We start from the raw sequence: 20808 nt of genomic DNA on the forward strand, positions 1-20808 counted from the left end.
TTTAGCATGATCAAACGATCGAAGATCAATAAACGATTTTTAGTGATTGTTATGCCTTTATTATTGGTAGGATGCCAATTGGTTAAGCTGCAAGAACAAAAGATGAGTTCTGAGTTATCCAATAATATTGAAACAGTGCTCACCAGTTCGAATCTCAGTAGTCAAACCAATAGTTTATTATTTTTAATCGACAAAAGTCAGTCGGATTGTTTAGCGTCACCTGATCGGTGTATTTCTCGATTAAACGAATACCAATATGTTGATCGTGCAGAACTTTATTCCTCTGCCAGTGAATTATATCTGGCGAGTGCAATGAAGCTAGAACATTCCTCGCAATGTGATCATGCTTTAAAAAATGGATTTGTTGATCAAGACAAGAATAGCAAAGTACAAATCTGTATGGATCAAGCACTTTATATGCTGGATAAAAGTATCCGCTATAGCTATATGTATTTATTTAAAACTGAAGACAGCCCGCAATCTCGTGTATTTAGTATCCGCCAATCACAAGTCAGAACCTTTTATAATTTTGCTTTATCACGCTTAATGACTTTGCAATATTTAAAAAGTCATTTTGGTCAAATTCCTACTGAGTTTTCAATAGGACAAAATAAATATTCATCTGATTTTCAATATTATCCAGCTTTAGAAAGCTTGAAGATAGAACATTTTAAGTCCAGTTATAGTATGAAATTCACAGGTTTGCAAAGAATTAACCGTCGTGATGGTTTTGGTGCAGAATTTGTCGTTGTTCGTAATAGCAAACCCATTAACAAGTCAAAAGAGTTTATTTTCAATCCTGAAGAGTATTATAAAAATGCCGAAGATTGGAATATTTATGCCGCCAAATATTTACCTATTACAGTCATTGCAGAACCCGCTAAGTTCGATGAGCAACAGATTTTAACTGCACCATTTCTGATCCGTTTTTTTGACCCTTATCAGGAAGAAAGTGCAACTGTTGATGGAGAGCAGTTTAAAATTTCTGGAAACTTTTCTGTACCTTATGGACTATGGTTGGCTGAAAATAATTTCGGCGCTTTGGGGTATAAAAAAATATTAAATATGGGGGAGAGCTCTGCTATGCCTCATTTGTTTCAGATTGAACCTTATCAAGCCAATAAAAAAGTTATTGTTCTCATACATGGCTTAGCCAGCAGCCCAGAAGCATGGGTCGATTTAACCAATAATATTATGGGAGATAAAGTATTAAGAGACCATTACCAAGTTTGGCAAGTTTTTTATTCAACCAATATGCCGATTTGGGAAAGTCGTTATCAGATAAATGCTTTATTGAAACAAGCTTTTAGTCAAACCACTCCAAACTCAGTATCATCGCATGATGCTGTGTTGATCGGTCACAGTATGGGCGGTGTGATCAGTCGGCTTTTATTAAGTCAAGCAGATGTTCGCGCCAATGTTATTCCACTTTTGAGTGATGATGAACGTAAGTTTATCTATAAATATCCAAGTATTGTAGATCGATTTCAATTTGAACCGATTCCTAACTTTAGTAGCGCGGTATTTATCGCATCACCACATCGAGGAACTGCTTATGCAGATCGGTGGTTTACTCGATCTATCCGTAGGATGATTAGTTTACCGGGTGATTTTTTTGAGTCATTAAAAGCAGGGAATTTAATTCAAAAAACCAGTCAGGCTGTTAAATTAGGTGTCGCTACGATTGGACCTAGTGATTTAAGTGATCAATCTATTTTTATGAAAGTGACAGGTGATATACAACCCAAAGAAGGTTTGGATTATCATTCAATTATGGGGAATACAAGCGCCAGTCAGAATACAGAAATGATGACAGATGGGATTGTGCCTTATAAAAGCTCACATTTGGATTTAGCAAAGTCTGAAAAAATAATCAAAGGGGGACATTCAATTCAAGAAACTCCTGAGGCTGTACACGAACTGCAACGGATCTTACGTGAGCACCTTCAGTAACCAACAATAAAAATGCCGTACTATTTCATCAATGGTTGAGTGGTAGATTAAAGAGAAAGCTGTAAACAATGGGTAAAACTTTTGTCTTTGGCCGTGTTTGATTGAACAAAAGTTTGATGTGAAGCATAAGTTAGCGCTTTATTTGTCATATTTATAGGACAATGTTAATCATTTTAAGGTCTTTATCCGTTCTGTATGAATGATTAACATTGAGTAAATCAATCAAATTCAGTTTTATCTATGTTGATTCGTGAATAAATCAGGCGGCAATATTGCTTAATTTAAACTCAAGAAATGCGTGATAGGGTGAACTGAATAGATCTCAAATTGAAGAGCATATCGCTCTAGAAGGCCTTAATAACATGAAACTCAAAAATCTTGCTATTGGTTTAAGTTTATTGACGATTTCGGGCTTAGTTTCAGCAGAAATGGTCAGTTATAAAATTGATCCAACCCATACAGCCACTGTATTTACATGGAACCATTTGGGTTTCTCTACACCAAGTGCTAACTTTTCGGATATTCAAGGGACGATCCAAGTGGATAATGATCACCCAGAAAAATCCTCTGTAACTGTGACTATTCCAGTAAAAAGTTTGAATACCAACGTTCCAGTGTTAGATACTAAACTTCAAGAAAGTGATTGGTTTAATACTGCAAAATATCCAGATATTCGCTTTCAAAGCACTAAAGTTGAAACAGCAGACAAAAAGACATTTAAAATTTCAGGCAATTTGACCGTCAAAGGGATCACTAAACAAGTGGTATTGGATGCTGTGTTAAATAATCAAGCACAACACCCGATGTTAAAAGTGCCTGCAATTGGTTTTAATGCCTCGACAACCATCAAGCGATCTGATTTTGATATTGCAGCTTATGTGCCTGCGGTGAGTGACACAATTGATATTCAGATTACAACGGAAGCATTAGCTGTTAAATAATTGCAGAGATGATGAAGGTATGGAGCTGAGTTGCAACAGTAACAGATGGTGAATATTGATCAGCTCCTATTTTCAAAGATTTTTAATCGCAATGTAATATTGACAGTAAACATCTTGAATCATTCAACTTTTTGATCATACAGTAGCTCTAGCTGTTTAAAAGTTTATATCGGTTTTTGAGTGATACATTTCAAACATTCGGCATTTAATATAAGCAGCAAGCAGTCGTAAAACTGAGAGTATGGACTGAGAGGTGATCATTTTATAGATCGTCTAATCATTCACTTTATAGATAGCTTTATAAAATTGATTATTCTATTTCTTTGTCCATCAAGAGAATTTCTATGCTTGATCAGGCGTCAATTCAAAGACTAACCAGTATGTCTGTTGCGGCATTCGGTGCAGCGATTAGTAGTACTTTTCCTCTGTCTGTGATTTTTGCACAACAAGATATCGCTGGTGCTTTTTCTGTGACGTCACAAGATGTTGGCTGGGTCGTGACCTTATACAATGTTGGGCAAATTTTAGGTTTACCAATTGCATTTCTATTTTCGGGTGTATTAGGACGTAGACGTGCAATGATGACTGCGGGGATGGGTTATGTCCTCAGTTCTTTACTTATCGTGATCATTAATAATTTTGCTACGATGATGATTCTCAGGATTTTTCAAGGTGCTTTTGCGGGCATGTTGCCAATCCTGATGTTTATTATTCTTTTTTCTACACATCCCGCAGGTATCATTCGGACACGCGGGTTAACCTATTTTGCCACTGCAACAGCAATCGGTGTTGGAATTTCAGCTTGGTTCGGTAGTTTGTTTTTATATAACGAAAATTGGCGTTTGTTATTTATCGTTCCTGCACTTGGCATTGTCGTTTATGTGGTCATGGCACATTTTTTGTTTCGTGATGATCCGATTAAACCAGAAGTTTTTAAACAATTTGATTGGTCAGGATATATCCTTATTTCAATGAGTCTAACCTGTTTGGTGATTTTTGTTTCTGAGGGTGAGCGTCATTTTTGGTTTGAATCTTGGTGGATTACAGCTTGTCTAGTGAATGCAATTTTGTTTTTCATCTTTGCTATATATCACTTTATCAAACATGATCAGGCCTTATTAAAGAAGTCCATATTTTATAAGCCTTTTACGTATGGTCTTATTTTTCAAGTTATTTTTCGGTTTGGCTCACTCTTTATTATTTGGATTATTCCTCAATTTCTAATTCAACTTGCGGGTTTTAGAATCGAACAAATTGCTGAAGTATTATGGCCATTTACTGTAGGTACACTGATTGGTTTGGCTGTGGCTTATATGTTAAGTCCGCGTGTGGATCAACGAATTGTCATGTCTATTGCATTGGCTATTTTGGCCTTTACATCATTCTATTGTAGTTATGCAACCTCGCAGTGGGCAATTGATGATTTCTTACTTCCTATTTTTATCGCAGGGTTGGGGCAAGGGTTATTTTCTTTAGCAACTTTACATCTTGTTTTATATGATATTTTACCTGTAGAAGGCCCGACATGTGGTATCGGTTTTAACTATGCACGTGTTTTAGGTCTGACGGGTGGAATTGGTGTTTTAAGTCATTTTATCAATGAGCGGGAAAAGCTTCACTCTGCAATGCTTGGTGAAAATGTCCATTTACAAAGTGAAGAAACGTTATCTACATTGAGTGCGATACAAGGTTCGTTGAGTCGATTTTTTTCTGATCAAGGCAGTCTTGATGCGGTGAGTTATGCTCAGTTGAGTCAGCATATTAAAATTCAGGCATTTGTATTGTCTTATAATGATGCTTTCTTATTGGTTTTTATCATTCTTTTTATCGCATCAGCTTGTATATGGATTTTTCCACACAGTAAGGCTATGCATTAGGCATTTTCACAGATTGAAAATTTCATCAATTTCACTGGAGTCGAGTTTAAACAATGACTGAATCTAAAAAATTAGTTCGTCCTTGGATGCGAGTCATCATAGCTTTTGTTTTGATGATAGGCATTCTGAGCTTGGTGTTTTACATTTATAACTATTGGAGTGTGAATAGCCAAACGCAGACTTCAGATAATGCATATGTAAAAGGTGATTTGAGTTACATTACCAGTAAAGTCAGTGGCTATGTTGTAAAAGTCAATGTGGTTGATAATCAAAAAGTTAAATCAGGGCAGGTGCTGGCAGAAATCGACCAAACAGATTATTTATCTGCTGTCGATCAGGCTAAAGCAAAGATTGCTGAAATTGAAGCTTCACAACACGAGCTTGAAGAAAAAATTAAATTAGCCAAAGAACAAATCAATATTAGCAAGGCTGAAATTGTTGCAGCAGAAGCAACGCAACGCCGTGCAAATAACTATTTAAAACGGACTGAAGATCTAGTGAATATTGGTGGCATTAGTAAGAGTGAACATGACAAAGCAATAGAAGACCAAGCTGGACAAACGGCCAATCTAAATATCGCTAAAGTGAAAATTCGTGAGTCTGAACAAAGCATTCATGTATTAGAAGCGCAGCGCGCAACATTAAAAGCAGCATTATCTGCGGCTTATGCGAATTTAACGCAAACTGAAAATAATCTGAAAGCTACTCAATTGCTTGCGCCACGTGATGGCACAATTGTCTCACGTAAAGTCCGTGAAGGAGAATATATCACTGCGGCTAAAAGCCTGATGGTGGTTGCTCCATCTACAAATCTATGGATTGAAGCAAATTTAAAAGAGACTCAACTCTCAAAACTTGCTCCAGGTGACAAGGTTTATTTCTCTGTAGATGCTATTCCGAGTAAAAAATTCTGTGGAACTTTAGACAGTATTTCGAGAAGTAGTGGATCTGATTTAGCTTTACTTCCTGCAGATAATGCAACGGGTAATTTCACCAAAATCGTCCGTCGTTTTCCTGTAAAAATTATTTTCGATCCTCAACAAAAAGGGATAGAAAACTTGGCGATTGGTATGTCTGTGATTGTCGATTTGAAAGCCAATACACAAGCTAAAACCTGTCAATAATCAGGTTGATACAGTTTATATATGTGATAGGTCAGTCATTTTCAATTGAACCATTATTATCGATGTGTAGGAATAATTATAGTGCAAGAGCCTGATTTTTATTTTAAATTTTAGCTTTTAAGTCGTCTCTGTTTTTAACTGTGTATAAGGATTGTATTTGAGAAAACAAGTTAGATATTGTCCTATGTATAGAAAGTTGTTTATCGTGTAGAGTATTTATTCAGACCATTTAAAAAACTAAAATAAACCTATGTTAACTCCAATCAAGGAGGAGAATTTTAATGAAGAATATTGTAGGTGTATATCGTAACCCACATAGTCATTGGGTCGGTGATGGATTTCCAGTAAAAGGTTTATTTTCTTATGATCGTTTTGATCAAGCGACGAGTCCTTTTCTATTGCTTGATTATGCCGCACCGTATCATTTTGAACCGACTACAGCGCAATTGGGTGTAGGTTCTCATCCGCATCGTGGTTTTGAAACGGTGACTATTGCCTATAAAGGAGAAGTAGAGCATAAAGATTCAAGCGGTGGTGGCGGTACGATTAAAACAGGTGATGTACAGTGGATGACAGCTGGAGCTGGCTTAGTGCATGAAGAGTTCCATTCAAAAGAATTTGCCCAAACTGGTGGATTATTTGAAATGGTACAACTTTGGGTCAATTTACCTGCGAAGGATAAAATGACACCACCTAAATACCAAGCTATCGAAGCTAAAGACATTCCCATGCTTGAATTAGAAGATGGCGCTGGTTATATTCGTGTGATTGCAGGTCAATATCTTGATCTTACTGGCCCAGCATTTACATTTAGTCCTGTGAATGTTTGGGATGGCGAACTGAAAGCAACCCATAAAAAAGTGTTCAGTGTTCCTGCTGATCACAATTCAATGATCATTATGCTTTCGGGTAAAGCCATGTTGAATGGTACGAAAGAAATTACTGATAATTCGATGATCTTGTTGGAAAGAGATGGTCAGACTGATTTTGAGTTTGAAACTTTAGAAGATGCACGCTTCCTTATTCTTTCAGGACAACCATTGAATGAAACAATCGAAGGCTATGGTCCTTTTGTGATGAATAACCGTGAAGAAATCGAACAAGCTATCGATGATTTCAATAGTGGTAAATTCGGTAAAATCCCAGTGTCATAAGCTGATCTATGTTGTGTTGTGATTTATGAATAACCCCATCAAATTTGATGGGGTTATTTGTTTGGACAATGAATATTTATGTCGTAAATAAGACCTCACTGATGTGAGGTTTTCTTATTTTACAACGATCTTCAATAGAACCATTAAAGACGATTACGTTAAAAAGCGAATCAAAGCTTGATTAAATTCTTCAGGCTTTTCTACATTGGAAATATGCGAAGCATCAATTTCCACAAGTTGAGCATTGGCAATTTGATCACGCATATATTGTCCATCGATCACTGTGGTTACAGGATCTTTTTGCCCTGCAATGATCAATACAGGTACAGTAATTTGACTGAGTTGATCTCGTAAGTCCGCTTTAGCCAAAGCCTCACAACAATTTGCATAACCCTCTGCGCTGCTAGCTGCTAAGTCGTTACTTAAGGATGATACAATCGTTGCTTGGCTTTGGATAAAGGGTTCGGTAAACCAGCGTAGTGCTGCTGTTTCTGCGATAGGTTTTAAGCCTTGCTCTCGAACTAATTGAGCACGATTGAGCCAAGCTTGTTGTTGACCAATTTTTGCCGCAGTGTTGCAGACTACAACATGATTAAAACGTTCAGGTCGATAAATCGCTAACCATTGTCCAGTGAGACCTCCCATAGAAATCCCGCAGAAATCTGCCTTTTGAATCTTCAAATGGTCTAGTAAATTCACGACATCTTGACCTAACTGGTCAATGCTATATGGCCCTTGTGGTGTAGAAGATTGTCCATGACCACGTGTGTCATAACAAATTACAAAATGATCTTTTTGAAAATGATCGATTTGGTTTTGCCACATACTTAACTTTGTGCCCAGTGAGTTTGAAAAGACAAGGGCAGGTTTTGAGCTGTCACCAAAAGTTTGAAAATGAATAGTGGCATCACTTGAGTTAAAGTTTGGCATTTTATTTTCCTTGCAATTTTTTCTTCACATTTAAAGTTTTGTCAGAGAATTTAACTTCCATCTTTTAAAACGAGGGAGCGGTTAACGATTCAAAAGGCTTAATCATTTACTATATCTACCATGATATTAACATGAGTATTAAATAGCCTAAGCAGTATGGAAATTTAAACCCGTTGAATAATCAACGCAATGCCTTGTCCGACACCAATACACATTGAGCATAGCGCATAAGTACCACCTGTTTGTTCCAATTGGTTTAAAGCTGTTGTGACTAAACGTGCGCCTGATGCACCAAGGGGATGACCAATTGCTATTGCGCCACCGTTTGGATTCACTTGAGTTGTATCATCGGCTAAGCCTAAATCACGAGTGACTGCCAAAGCTTGCGCTGCAAAGGCTTCATTTAGCTCAATCACATCTATTTGTTCTAAAGACAGATTGGCTTGTTTTAATAGCTTTTTAATCGCAGGCGCAGGAGCGAAACCCATGATACGTGGTTCAATACCGACTGCTGTTGAGGCGATGATTTTGGCACGTGGTTTTAACCGGTATTGCTTAACTGCTTGCTCTGATGCAATCAACACAGCAGCTGCACCATCATTGATCCCAGAAGCATTGCCCGCCGTAACCGTTCCATCTGCTTTAACTACACCTTTGAGTTTATTTAAGCCTGCTAAAGTGGTTGAAGCACGTGGATGTTCATCAGTATCCACCACAACTGGGTCACCTTTACGTTGCGGAATTGAAACTGGGATAATTTCATGTGTAAAAAAGCCCTGTACTTGTGCTGTAGCCGTACGCTGTTGGCTACTCAGGGCAAACTTATCCTGATCTTCACGGTTAATATGAAATTGCTCAGCTACATTTTCAGCGGTTTGAGGCATGCTATCCACGCCATACATTGTTTTAAGTGTTGGGTTGATAAAACGCCAGCCCATGGTGGTATCTTCAATCTTTTGACTACGACCATAAGCTGTGTCTGATTTACCCATCACAAATGGAGCACGTGACATGCTTTCCACACCACCTGCAATAATTAGATCCGCTTCACCTGCTTTAATTGCACGTGCTGCCATGGCAATCGCATCTAATGATGAACCACAGAGGCGATTGACTGTAGTGGCAGGGACTTCTACAGGTAAACCCGCAAGTAGTGCTGACATGCGACCCACATTACGGTTATCTTCACCCGCTTGGTTGGCACAGCCGTAGATCACATCATCTACCTGTTTCCAATCAACATTTGGATTACGTTCAATTAATGCTTTGATTGGCAATGCACCCAGATCATCTGCACGGACTGAAGCGAGTCCACCTGCATAGCGTCCGAAAGGGGTACGAATGGCATCGATAATATAAGCGGTTTTCATTTTTAAATTTTCCATTTTCTACCTCCCTATATCCCTCCTGAAAGGTGGGACTCGCGTGAAATAGTTTTGGGTTAAAGCCATGATTTACTTTGATCGACTCTTACTTAAACATTCATCAAAATTAATAAGTAATGAAAGTTTCCCTCCTCTAAGGAGGGATTAAGGGAGGTCATATTTATTCAAAAAAAGTTTGCGTCGCATCAATCAACGTTGCACCTGTCATCGACTGCAATTCCGCAAAGCTCAAGCCATCAACTTTTTCAATCACTTTTAAGCCTTCAGGTGTGACATCAATGACACACAGATCGGTATAAATACGATCTACACAGTTTTTACCTGTCACAGGATAAGTCAGTTCAGCTACAATTTTTGGTTCACCTTGTTTAGTGACATGGTCAGTGGTGATAAAGACTTTTTTTGCACCGACTGCTAAATCCATCGCTCCACCAACCGCAGGAATTGCATCTGCTGCACCCGTATGCCAATTGGCTAAATCACCATTTTCAGCAATTTGAAATGCACCCAGCACGGCGATATCAAGATGACCGCCTCGCATCATGGCAAAGGAATCACCATGATGAAAAAAACTACCGCCTTGCAGCATGGTGACATATTCTTTACCTGCATTGATCAGTTCAGGATCTTCTTGACCTTTTGCTGGAGGTGGGCCAAAGGCCAGTAAACCATTTTCAGAATGTAAAAAGACATCTTTATCCGCAGGTAAATAACTGGCAATTTTAGTCGGTAAGCCAATGCCTAAGTTGACATAAGCACCATCTGGAATATCTTGTGCCACACGTTCAGCAATTTGATCACGAGTCAGTTTGCTATAGCTCATTGTTTATCTCCCAATCTGATTATTGTGCAGGGGTGACAGCAACAACATGCTGTACAAAGATACCCGGTGTGATGATATGTTCAGGATCGAGTGCACCGAGTTCTACGACTTCAGATACTTGAGCAATGGTGACATCAGCTGCCATCGCCATGATTGGGCCGAAGTTACGTGCAGATTTTCGATAAACCAAATTGCCCCAACGATCGCCTTGTTGAGCTTTGATTAAGGCAAAGTCAGCACGGATAGGATGTTCTAAAACGTAGTTTTTACCTTGATAATTTAAGGTTTCTTTGCCTTCTGCCAACAAAGTACCAAAACCTGTTGGTGTATAAATTGGACCGAGTCCCATACCTGCTGCTTGGATGCGACAGGCGAGATTGCCCTGTGGTACAAGTTCGAGTTCAATCTTGCCAGCACGATAAAGTTCATCGAAAACCCAAGAATCGGACTGACGTGGGAATGAACAGATGATTTTACGAACTGAGCCAGCTTTGAGTAATTTAGCGAGACCATAATCAGCATTACCTGCATTGTTATTGATAATGACAAGGTCTTTGATGCCGAGTTGGATTAAGCCATCAATCAATTCGGCAGGTTGCCCAGCTGTTCCAAAACCGCCAATCATGATGGTTGAGCCGTCTTTAATTTGGGAGAGGACTTCCTCTAGGGATACCGCACTTTTATCGATCATAGGACTAAACCTTTGTCTATGTTTCTAAATTTCTATGCATAGATGAGTCAATACATATCTATACATAGCAATCCAATTTAACCTCAACAGCTGTGAGATAAAGCGCTATCTCACAGCTTGATGTATTCAAAAAACAATTTTAATTAAGCACTTACACGGCGGCGATCAACTTCAGTGGTTGGCGCATTGTCTTGTTCTTTGACTAATTCAACATTGAACGTAATGTGTTTAAAGGGTTTGTTTAGCCCACGACGAGCAATTTCAGCTTCATCAGTTACATCAACAGCGGTTGCAACCAAACCATCACGGGTTGCAAAAGCAAAGTCATCCCAAAGATACTTATCGCCTTCAATATTAAATTGGGTGGTGAGTTTGCGATAACCTGGAGCAGAGATGAAATAATGAACGTGAGAAGGACGGTTACCGTGACGACCAAGCAAGTTTAAAACAGCTTGCGTTGTACCTTCAGGAGGGCAACCATAACCAACAGGCATAGTGGTTTGGGCAATATATTGTCCATTTGCATCAGAAAGGATAGTGCGACGTAAATTGAAGTCAGATTGAGATTTATCAAAGAAAGAATAGTTGCCTAAACTATTGGCATGCCAAACTTCAACTTTTGCACCTTCAATGATATTGCCATCTGTATCCGTGACAGTACCTTCAATGAATAAAGTATCGATTTTATCTGTTTCAGAACCATCATCCATACGTGCAAAACCAACAGATTCAGGCGCGCCAGCAACGTATAAAGGGCCTTCGATGGTACGTGGTGTACCGCCGGTGATTCCAGCTTTGGCATCTGCTTCATCAGCACGTAAATCTAAATAATGTTCGAGACCTAAGCCAGCAGCTAAAAGACCAAGTTCGTTGGCTTGTCCTGCATCGGTAAAATACTCTAAACCTTTCCAAAGCTCAGACTGAGAAATATCTAAATCTTCAATCGCTTGAAATAAATCGCCAAGTAAGCGTACAACAATTTTTTGAATACGTGGATTCACTTCGCCTGTTGCAGTGTCCACGTTCATTTCCTTGACTAATTTATCTATTTTTTGACGGTTCATACAGATTCTCCTGAAGTATGAAAATATTTAGGTGGTTGGCTTTGCTCGCATTAATTTGCTTGCTCTTTTGCTCACCACATTCCTTGTTATTGCTGTATTTGAAAAGGATTTAACCCAACTTAGCTGTCATCATCTCGAATTGAAGAAGGGTGACGATTAAGCGGCATGACTTCAATTTTCATGTAGGGATACAATGGAAGCCCTTGTAAAATATTGTGAAGTTCTTCATTGCTTGCAACATCAAAAATACTGATGTTTGAATATTGCCCAGTCACACGCCAAATATGACGCCATTTGCCTTGACGCTGTAAATCTTGTGAATAAGCCTTTTCAACAGCTTTAATCTCGTTGGCTTTTTCTACTGGCATATCAAGTGGGATATGTACATCCATTCGTACTTGGAAAAGCATATTCATTCCTTTCATTATTGACGACGCATGTTGTCGATTTTGTCTTCATCTAATTCAATTCCTAAGCCTGCACCTGTCGGTACTTTTAGCTCGAAATTTTCATATTGAAGTGGTGTTTTTAAAATATCTTCAGTCAATAACAAGGGGCCAAACAACTCAGTGCCATATGCTAAATTACTGAATGTTGAGAATACGTGAGCGGATGCAATCGTGCCAACTGGTCCTTCTAACATCGTGCCACCATACAGATCGATCCCTGCAAGATTTGCCAGTTTGCCAACTTCGCAGGCTTCGATTAAACCGCCAGATTGAGCAACTTTGACTGCAAAAACACTAGCTGCATTACGCTTAGCAAGCTCATAGGCACTTTGCGGGCCCGTGAGTGATTCATCTGCCATGATCGCAAGATCAAATTTGCGTGTTAAACGTTGCATTGCATCAATATTGTGAATTGCGCAAGGTTGTTCAATCAGATCTACACCACCATCTTGCAGCATTTGAATGCCTTTAATTGCATTTAGCTCTGACCAAGCACGGTTGACATCAACACGAATTGACACTTCTGAACCTAATGCTTTTTTAATTGCGAGCACATGTTCTACATCTTGCTCCACAGGACGTGAACCAATTTTTAATTTGAAAATATTATGGCGTTTCGCTGCAATCATTTTCTCAGCTTCAGCAATATCCTTTTCAGTATTGCCAGAAGCCAAAACCCATAACACTGGAATACTGTCACGTAAGCGACCACCTAACACTTCACTCAGTGGTAAGCCTAAACGCTGAGTTTGGATATCCAACAATGCAGTTTGAATCGCACATTTGGCAAAGCGATTACCGTTGATGTTACGGTTAATGACTTGCATGGTTTGGGCGATATTCATAGCACCTAATGTTTTGAGTAATGGTGCGAAATACGTTTCAATATTGGTTTTTACACTTTCAGGGCTTTCTTCAGCATAGCCTAAACCGCCAATCGTGGTTGCTTCACCCCAACCGACTAGTCCATCTTCAGTGGTGACTTTGATGAGAACCAAGGTTTGAGTTTGCATGGTTGCGACCGCCATCTTGTGAGGGCGAATCGTTGGAATTTCGACTAATAGCGTTTCTATGGACTTATACATCTGCGTATTTCTTAAGTATCAATCTATTTATATACCCTAAATTAATGTAAAATCTTAAACTAGGCTCAATTTGGTATTTTTAGATACTTATTAGGTATATTAAATGGAATTAAGACATCTTCGATATTTTGTCACTGTTGTAGAAGAGCAAAGTATTACCAAAGCCGCTGAGAAATTATGTATTGCTCAACCTCCGTTAAGTCGGCAAATTCAGAAGCTAGAAGAAGAGCTGGGAATTTTATTATTTGAACGGGGTTCTCGACCTGTACGAACTACAGAAGCAGGGCAGTTTTTCTACCAACACGCTGTGCAAATTTTAACCCATACAGCGCAAGCGACGTCAATGGCAAAGCGGATTAGTTCGGTCAATAAAATTGTTCGCATAGGTTATGTGAGCTCACTTTTATATGCTTTACTACCGCAAATTATTTATCTATTTCGTCAAAATAATCCAGAAATCGAAGTAGAGCTGATCGAGTGTGGAACCAAAGATCAAATTGAAGCGTTGAAGCAAGGTAAAATTGATATAGGATTTGGGCGCTTAAGAATTAGCGATCCTGCGATTAAACGTATTTTACTCAGAGAAGAAAAATTAAAATTAGCAGTGCATAAAAATCATCATTTGGCTAAATATATTGATCAAGGTATTTATTTATCACAAATCATTAACGAACCTATTTTTTCTTATCCTGCATCGCAAAAGCCAAACTTCTCAACACTCATTCAATCTATTTTTACTGAATTAGGACTTGTGCCGAAAGACATGATTGAAGTTCGAGAAATTCACTTGGCGCTTGGTTTGGTTTCTTCAGGTGAGGGGATTTGTATTATCCCCGAAAGTGCCAGTGATATTGGAATGAAGAATTTGGTGTATATTCCAATTTTAGATGTAGAAGCTTATAGCCCAATTTCCTTATCGGTTCGAAATATGGACCAAAGCAACTATATCCCAAGCATCTTGGATTGTATTAAGCAGGTATTTGAAGAAGAAAATATGCTACTTAAAACCAGTGATTCTACTTAACTGTATTCGCTCCAACCTAATCCTTAGTCGTTTGTGCTGATTTTAATTCTGCCTTTATCGGTTGTGGCGTGGTTGGTGTTTTCTTGGTTAAAACCAAATGTGCAATGACACCAATACATATTCCCCAAAATACTGAACTGAGCCCTAAAAAGTGCATCCCTGATGCTGTGGCAAGAAAAGTGATTAATGCGGCTTCTCGTTGAGATTCATTTTTCATAGCGACTGAAATATTGGTTGCAATCGCACCTAATAGTGCTAAACCTGCAAGTGCTGCCACCAATTCTTTAGGAAGTAAACTAAATAGCATGACAATACTGCCAGCAAATAGGCCACCTAGAATATAAAAAATACCATTGGCAATCCCTGCGATATAGCGCTTTTCTTTTAGCTCATGTGCATCTTTTCCCATACACAGTGCGGCTGTAATGGATGCAAGTACGATGGTGATCCCCCCGACACATGCAACGGCCAAAGAAGCAATACTGGTTATTGTAATAATGGGTTTTGCAGGCGTGTCATAACCACTGAGTTTCATAATCGCCATACCGGGTAAGAATTGTCCAGTCAGGCTGACTAAAATAAGCGGAATAGCAAGGTTTAAGGTTGAATCCCACGTCCATTCAGGTTGAATAAATTGTGGAATCGCCAAGGTAAAATTAACATCGACAGGATTCATTTTACCCAGTAAGAGACTGAGTATGACACCAGCAACAAGCACCCAAACCATGGCATAACGTGGTGTCAAACGTTTCGCAAAGAGGAAAACCAAAAGCATACTGAATACAATTAAAGGCATACTATCTGTTGCAGTAAATAGACCTAATCCAAATTGAAATAATATGCCTGCCATCATGCCTGCGGCGACATCTTGTGGGATCCACTTGAGTAATTTATCAAAATAACCTGTGATACCAATGATTAAAATCACCACAGCAGTGGTGATGTAGGCTGCGACAGCTTCATTGAGCGACACATGAGGAAAAAGTGTCACCAATAAAGCAGTGCCGGGTGCTGACCATGCTGTAATGACAGGTGTTTTGAATTTAATCGATAAATAGATTCCTGCAACAGCAGCACCAATAGAGATTCCCCAAATCCACGAGATCATCATGGCATTGGAAACATGGGCTTGCTGTGCTGCTTGGAAAAAGATGATCAATGGCCCTGAATAGGAAATAAGAACAGCTAGAAATCCTGCAACAGTCGCTGAGATAGACCAATCTTTTTTTAATGTTTGCAATAGATTTGCCATTGTTTTACTTCCTTGCTCAATGGTTATTTTTATTGACTGATATTACATCCATATGTCTATAGCGTATTTTATTGGGCGATTAAAACTGAATTTAATTCTTAATCATCACGGTATAATAAATATGTTATGTAATATCAGTTGCTTTATATTTATTGATCAGAATAAAGCCTAAAACCAAGTTTAACCCTGATCGCCACCACCAACAGGAACAACTGTACCTGTCATATATGAAGAATCATCAGATGCAAGAAATACGATGGCATTGACTTGTTCTTGAATTGATCCATAACGACCCATGAAAGTACGATCAATGGTTTGATCGACAACTTCTTGCATCCACAATTTTTCATGGTCAGAAAGTGGCTTATCATTTCTAGGCACTTTACGTGGCGGTGCTTCTGTACCACCTGTTGCAATCGCATTCACTCGAATACCATCTTTGGCATGTTCAAAAGCAAGTGAAGCGGTTAATCCGTTCACACCACCTTTTGACGCAGAATAGGGTACACGGTTAATACCACGCGTTGCAATTGAAGATACATTTACAATTGTGCCTTTCTGATTTTTAATCATTTCAGGAAGCACAGCACGGCAACACCATAGCGTTGGGAATAAAGAGCGATTCACTTCTTTGATGATTTCCCCTTCAGAAAACTCCTGAAAAGGTTTCATCCAAATTGCACCACCGACATTGTTAATGAGGACATCAACACGCCCATAAGTCGCAATGGCTTTTTCAACGACAGCTTGTGCACCTGCAAAGCTTTCTAAATCTGCATTGATGGTGACAGCATCACCACCATTGTGTTTAATTTCAGCAAGAACTTCTTCCACAAATTCAGAGCGATCAGCCAAAACTGCTTGAGCACCTTCTAGTGTGACTTGTAGGGCGACTCCACGTCCAATCCCTTGTGCTGCACCTGTAACAATGACGACTTTATTTTGAAAGCGCTTATTCATGGCATTCTTCTCCTCAAATATAAATGTTTGAAACGACTTATTAATTGGCAGAGAATTTTTCGAATAAAAAGTTCTTTGGTTTAATGCCTTCCGTATCTAACCAACCACGTACAGCTTCGACCATTGGAACTGGACCGCATAGGTAAATATCGACATCACCTTGATTTAACCAATCATTTTCAACATGACTGGTCACATAACCTTTACGTTCATGTTGACTGTCTGCATGTGCCACAACGGTACGGTATTCAAACCAAGCATGTTTTTCTTGTAATTCATTTAACTTTTCAATTGCGACTAGGTCGAAGTCATTTGTTACGCCAAAAACCAAACGAACAGGTTGCTCTGAATGTTTTTCTTCAAGCACTTGCAACATCGACATGAATGGGGCAATACCTGTTCCACCAGCGAGCATCAACACAGGGCGGGTGACATCACGTAAGTAGAAACTTCCAAAAGGCCCTGTAAACGTCATTTTATCGCCAGCTTTGACGTCTTTACTGAGAAATTCACTCATTTTTCCATTCGGCACATTACGTACCACAAAACCTGTTAAGCGATTGCCTGGTTTTGAACTAAATGAATATGAACGTGTTTCAGTGGTTCCGGGAATGCCAACATTGACATATTGTCCAGCAAGGAAGTGAATGTCAGGTTGACCTTCATCGAGCTGTATATCAAAAGTAATGGTTGAATCAGATAGGTTTTCAACACGTGAAAGCGTACCTTGGAATTGATGAATTTCAGTTTTACATACCTCAGAAGACGCTGCGATTTTAAAGACAGCATCTGAAGTTGGTTTACATTGGCATGCCAAAATATAACCTTGTTCAGCTTCTTCAGGTGTCAAGGCATCTTCAATGTAATTTTCTTCAGGCATGTCATAGGTGCCAGACTCACAGAATGCACGGCAGGTACCACATGCACCATCACGGCAATCTAAAGGAATATTAATTTTTTGACGGTATGCAGCATCAGAAAGCGTTTCATCTTGTACAACAGAAATGAAGCGAGTTACGCCATCTTCAAATTGAAGTGCAACATTATGGTTTGACATGGCAGAATCCTTTTAAACTATATGAATCTTTTGCCGTTCAATCAAATCTCCTTATACTTGAACGGCTGACCTTGCTGTCTATTGAAAATATTGACAATAGGGAGTCTTAGAGGTGATAGATATCAATTACTTGGTTGATATAATCATTTTTAAGCACGACATATTTGCTTAAAATCTGTGGTTGTTCGCCTGAAAAATCAATTTCATAACGAGACATACCAAAATAGCTATAATTGGTTTTATAACGGAAACTGAGCGTATTCCAATTAAAGCGTACGGTGACTTTGTCACCCTCACGTGCAATCACTTCAACATTGGCAATGTTATGACTGGTACGTGTATCAGGCATGGTTGCAGAAGAGCGTTCAGTTTTGATACGGAATACACGGTCTTCAAGTCCTTGACGATCTGGATAATAAATCAAGGAAATTTCAGACTGAGGGTCTTCTGTCAGTTTGTCGTCGTCATCCCATGCAGGCATCCAAAATGAAGCACTGGGTGCATAGCAAGCTAACCATTCATCCCAGTGTTCGTCGTCTAAAAAACGTGCTTCACGGTAAAGAAATTGGCTGATATTTTCGATACTTGCTTTATCTATTGTTGTAGTCGCATTCATCTTGTTTCTCCTTAATCCACCACATCCAAACCAGCTAGCTCTTTTTCTGCTTCAATGGCTTGTTTCATGGTTTTTAACCAATATTGATGTTGTGCAAGATAAAGTCCTTCATCTTCTGTTTTGATACAGCTAATCGCTGGTTTTAAACCAATTTCATCGGCAGCTTCATCAGGCCCTTGAATCCAGTGTTTTGAGCCACGACACATGTCGTTCCATTCCAATTCAATACCTGCATAACCTGCTTGGCAGGCACGGAATTCTTCAAGATCATCAGGCGTCGCCATACCTGAGGCATTAAAGAAATCTTCATATTGACGAATACGACGTGCACGAGCTTCTGGTGCTTCACCAACAGGAGCGATACAGTAAATCGTGACTTCAGATTTATTGACTGAGATTGGACGCACCACACGGATTTGTGAACCGAATTGATCCATCAAATATACGTTTGGATATAGACATAGGTTACGTGAACGCTCAATCATCCATTTCGACATAGGTGCGCCGAATTTTTCAGTATATTCATCCGCTTTAGAAAAGTTCGGACGATCTTCAGGATTGCCCCATTGTGTCCAAAGCAGCATGTGACCATTGTCAAAACCGTATGAACCACCGCCTTGCTTGCCCCAAGAGCCTGCACTCATGGCACGGACATTGTCAGCCGCTTGTTTTTCTTTACGTTGTTGAGTGGTCGCAGCATAGTTCCAATGCACAGCGGAAACGTGATAGCCGTCAGCCCCATTTTCAGCCGTTAATTTCCAGTTACCTTCAAAAGTGTAAGTAGAAGAGCCACGTAATACTTCTAAACCTTGCTCAGATTGATCAACAATCATGTCAATGATTTTGGTTGTTTCACCTAAAAACTCTTCTAAGCTTGGAACGTCTGGATTTAAGCTGCCAAATAAGAATCCTTTGTAGCTTTCAAAACGTGCTACTTTTTTCAGGTCATGCGAACCTTCTTTGTTGAAGCAGTCTGAATATCCTGCATCTGCTGGATCTTTTACTTTGAGCAATTTTCCAGAGTTATTAAATGTCCAACCATGGAAAGGGCAAGTATAGGTTGCTTTGTTACCACGTTTATAACGACAAAGTTGCGCACCACGGTGTGAGCAAGCATTGATCATGGCATTTAATTCGCCATTACGGTTGCGTGCAATTAAAATGGGTTGACGACCCATGTAGGTGGTGTAGTAATCATTATTGTTTGGGATTTGACTTTCGTGTGCTAAATAAACCCAATTGCCTTCAAAAATATATTTCAATTCAAGGTCAAATAAAGATTGGTCTGTAAATACTGAGCGATGTAATTTAAATTCGCCAGTTTCATAATTGTCTACAAGAAGTTCATCAATACGATCAAGATGACTGGTGTTAATGACTGGAATACGAGGCATGTCTATTCTCCGACTATCCGTGTAGTGATCTTGCTAAGACGAATGCGATGAACATCTTAGCCAAGTCAGTATTTTGGTCTTTTTGTTATGCGCTAGCGCGACGACGATCGACTTCTGTTGAAGGTGTTTCAGTTTTTTCTTGAACCAGCTCAACATTAAAAGTGATGTGTTTAAAGGGTTTGTTTAGCCCACGACGAGTAATTTCCGCTTCATCTGTTACATCTATAGCAGTTGCAATCAGACCATCACGGGTTGCAAAGGCAAAGTCATCCCAAAGATACTTATCGCCTTCAATATTAAATTGAGTAGTGAGTTTGCGATAACCTGGAGCGGAGACGAAATAATGAACGTGAGAAGGACGGTTACCGTGACGACCTAATAAATTAAGCACGGTTTGCGTTGTACCTTCAGGAGGGCAACCATAACCCACAGGCATGGTGGTTTGTGCAATGTATTGACCATTAGCATCAGAAAGAATTGTGCGACGTAAATTAAAATCAGATTGTGATTTATCAAAGAAAGAATAATTACCTAAACTGTTGGCATGCCAAACTTCAACTTTGGCACCTTCAATAATATTACCATTACTATCAGTCACCGTACCTTCAATGAATAATGTATCGATTTTATCTGTTTCAGAACCATCATCCATACGTGCAAAACCAACAGATTCAGGTGCGCCGGCAACGTATAAAGGGCCTTCGATGGTACGTGGTGTACCGCCAGTGATTCCAGCTTTGGCATCTGCTTCATCAGCACGTAAATCTAGATAATGTTCAAGACCTAAGCCAGCAGCTAAAAGACCAAGTTCGTTGGCTTGTCCTGCATCGGTAAAATATTCTAAACCTTTCCAAAGCTCAGACTGAGAAATATCTAAATCTTCAATGGCTTCAAAAAGATCACCAAGCAAACGAACAATAATTTGTTGTACACGATGATTGACAGTACCAGTCGCCGTTTCCACGTTCATTTGCTTAACTAAAACATCAATTTCTTGACGGTTCATACTATTGCTCCTCAGTATGAGTG

Annotated in this window: 19 protein-coding genes; 6 read left to right on the forward strand and 13 right to left on the reverse strand. The window is 39.3% G+C overall.

The window, feature by feature from the left end; translation table 11 throughout:
- Positions 1-6: 6 nt before the first annotated feature.
- From ACY45D_RS07855 to ACY45D_RS07875, 5 genes are all read left to right on the forward strand, one after another.
- Positions 7-1953 carry an esterase/lipase family protein gene (locus ACY45D_RS07855; protein ID WP_463109183.1) on the forward strand — a complete coding sequence of 649 codons (1947 nt, stop codon included), beginning with the start codon at positions 7-9 and terminating at the stop codon, positions 1951-1953.
- Positions 1954-2315: 362 nt separating this feature from the next.
- Positions 2316-2894 (forward strand): YceI family protein, encoded by a 579-nt coding sequence (locus tag ACY45D_RS07860; protein ID WP_463109184.1) that lies wholly within the window; start codon positions 2316-2318, stop codon positions 2892-2894.
- A gap of 344 nt (positions 2895-3238) precedes the next feature.
- Positions 3239-4771 (forward strand): MFS transporter, encoded by a 1533-nt coding sequence (locus ACY45D_RS07865; protein ID WP_463109185.1) that lies wholly within the window; start codon positions 3239-3241, stop codon positions 4769-4771.
- A 53-nt stretch (positions 4772-4824) separates the two neighbouring features.
- The gene (locus tag ACY45D_RS07870) at positions 4825-5895 is read left to right on the forward strand and encodes an HlyD family secretion protein (RefSeq protein WP_463109186.1); all 1071 of its coding nucleotides are present in this window, start codon (positions 4825-4827) and stop codon (positions 5893-5895) included.
- A gap of 281 nt (positions 5896-6176) precedes the next feature.
- Positions 6177-7049: a pirin family protein gene (locus tag ACY45D_RS07875; protein ID WP_463109187.1), complete on the forward strand. Its 873-nt coding sequence runs from the start codon at positions 6177-6179 to the stop codon at positions 7047-7049.
- A gap of 153 nt (positions 7050-7202) precedes the next feature.
- Here ACY45D_RS07875 and pcaD read toward each other — a convergent pair whose 3' ends face one another.
- The 7 genes from pcaD to ACY45D_RS07910 all read right to left on the reverse strand — a co-directional run bounded on the left by pcaD (position 7203) and on the right by ACY45D_RS07910 (position 13476).
- The gene (gene pcaD, locus ACY45D_RS07880; RefSeq protein ID WP_463109188.1) at positions 7203-7979 is read right to left on the reverse strand and encodes a 3-oxoadipate enol-lactonase; all 777 of its coding nucleotides are present in this window, start codon (positions 7977-7979) and stop codon (positions 7203-7205) included.
- Positions 7980-8143: 164 nt separating this feature from the next.
- The gene (pcaF, locus tag ACY45D_RS07885) at positions 8144-9349 is read right to left on the reverse strand and encodes a 3-oxoadipyl-CoA thiolase (protein ID WP_463109457.1); all 1206 of its coding nucleotides are present in this window, start codon (positions 9347-9349) and stop codon (positions 8144-8146) included.
- Between the two features lie 175 nt (positions 9350-9524).
- On the reverse strand, positions 9525-10187 hold the full coding sequence (locus tag ACY45D_RS07890; protein ID WP_463109189.1) for a 3-oxoacid CoA-transferase subunit B: 663 nt from the start codon (positions 10185-10187) through the stop codon (positions 9525-9527).
- Between the two features lie 19 nt (positions 10188-10206).
- The gene (locus ACY45D_RS07895; RefSeq protein ID WP_463109190.1) at positions 10207-10878 is read right to left on the reverse strand and encodes a 3-oxoacid CoA-transferase subunit A; all 672 of its coding nucleotides are present in this window, start codon (positions 10876-10878) and stop codon (positions 10207-10209) included.
- A gap of 143 nt (positions 10879-11021) precedes the next feature.
- The gene (gene catA, locus ACY45D_RS07900) at positions 11022-11942 is read right to left on the reverse strand and encodes a catechol 1,2-dioxygenase (RefSeq protein ID WP_463109191.1); all 921 of its coding nucleotides are present in this window, start codon (positions 11940-11942) and stop codon (positions 11022-11024) included.
- A gap of 119 nt (positions 11943-12061) precedes the next feature.
- Positions 12062-12352 (reverse strand): muconolactone Delta-isomerase, encoded by a 291-nt coding sequence (gene catC / locus ACY45D_RS07905; RefSeq protein WP_463109192.1) that lies wholly within the window; start codon positions 12350-12352, stop codon positions 12062-12064.
- Between the two features lie 14 nt (positions 12353-12366).
- Positions 12367-13476, reverse strand: coding sequence for a muconate/chloromuconate family cycloisomerase (locus ACY45D_RS07910; RefSeq protein ID WP_463109193.1), 1110 nt, complete (start codon positions 13474-13476; stop codon positions 12367-12369).
- Between the two features lie 103 nt (positions 13477-13579).
- Here ACY45D_RS07910 and catM point away from each other — a divergent pair, with 103 nt between their 5' ends.
- On the forward strand, positions 13580-14500 hold the full coding sequence (catM, locus tag ACY45D_RS07915) for a cis,cis-muconate-binding transcription regulator CatM (protein ID WP_463109194.1): 921 nt from the start codon (positions 13580-13582) through the stop codon (positions 14498-14500).
- A 16-nt stretch (positions 14501-14516) separates the two neighbouring features.
- On the opposite strand, the gene benE is transcribed toward catM, so the two are convergent.
- From benE to catA (ACY45D_RS07945), 6 genes are all read right to left on the reverse strand, one after another.
- Positions 14517-15752: a benzoate/H(+) symporter BenE gene (gene benE / locus ACY45D_RS07920; protein ID WP_463109195.1), complete on the reverse strand. Its 1236-nt coding sequence runs from the start codon at positions 15750-15752 to the stop codon at positions 14517-14519.
- A gap of 180 nt (positions 15753-15932) precedes the next feature.
- Positions 15933-16712: a 1,6-dihydroxycyclohexa-2,4-diene-1-carboxylate dehydrogenase gene (locus ACY45D_RS07925; RefSeq protein WP_463109196.1), complete on the reverse strand. Its 780-nt coding sequence runs from the start codon at positions 16710-16712 to the stop codon at positions 15933-15935.
- A 40-nt stretch (positions 16713-16752) separates the two neighbouring features.
- On the reverse strand, positions 16753-17769 hold the full coding sequence (gene benC, locus ACY45D_RS07930; RefSeq protein WP_463109197.1) for a benzoate 1,2-dioxygenase electron transfer component BenC: 1017 nt from the start codon (positions 17767-17769) through the stop codon (positions 16753-16755).
- A gap of 106 nt (positions 17770-17875) precedes the next feature.
- Positions 17876-18385 (reverse strand): benzoate 1,2-dioxygenase small subunit, encoded by a 510-nt coding sequence (benB, locus tag ACY45D_RS07935; RefSeq protein WP_463109198.1) that lies wholly within the window; start codon positions 18383-18385, stop codon positions 17876-17878.
- Positions 18386-18396: 11 nt separating this feature from the next.
- Positions 18397-19779, reverse strand: a complete 1383-nt coding sequence (benA, locus tag ACY45D_RS07940; RefSeq protein ID WP_463109199.1) for a benzoate 1,2-dioxygenase large subunit — start codon at positions 19777-19779, stop codon at positions 18397-18399.
- An 85-nt stretch (positions 19780-19864) separates the two neighbouring features.
- On the reverse strand, positions 19865-20785 hold the full coding sequence (catA, locus tag ACY45D_RS07945; RefSeq protein WP_463109200.1) for a catechol 1,2-dioxygenase: 921 nt from the start codon (positions 20783-20785) through the stop codon (positions 19865-19867).
- Between the last annotated feature and the right edge of the window lie 23 nt (positions 20786-20808).

Source organism: Acinetobacter sp. BZX-2, from assembly GCF_055179795.1.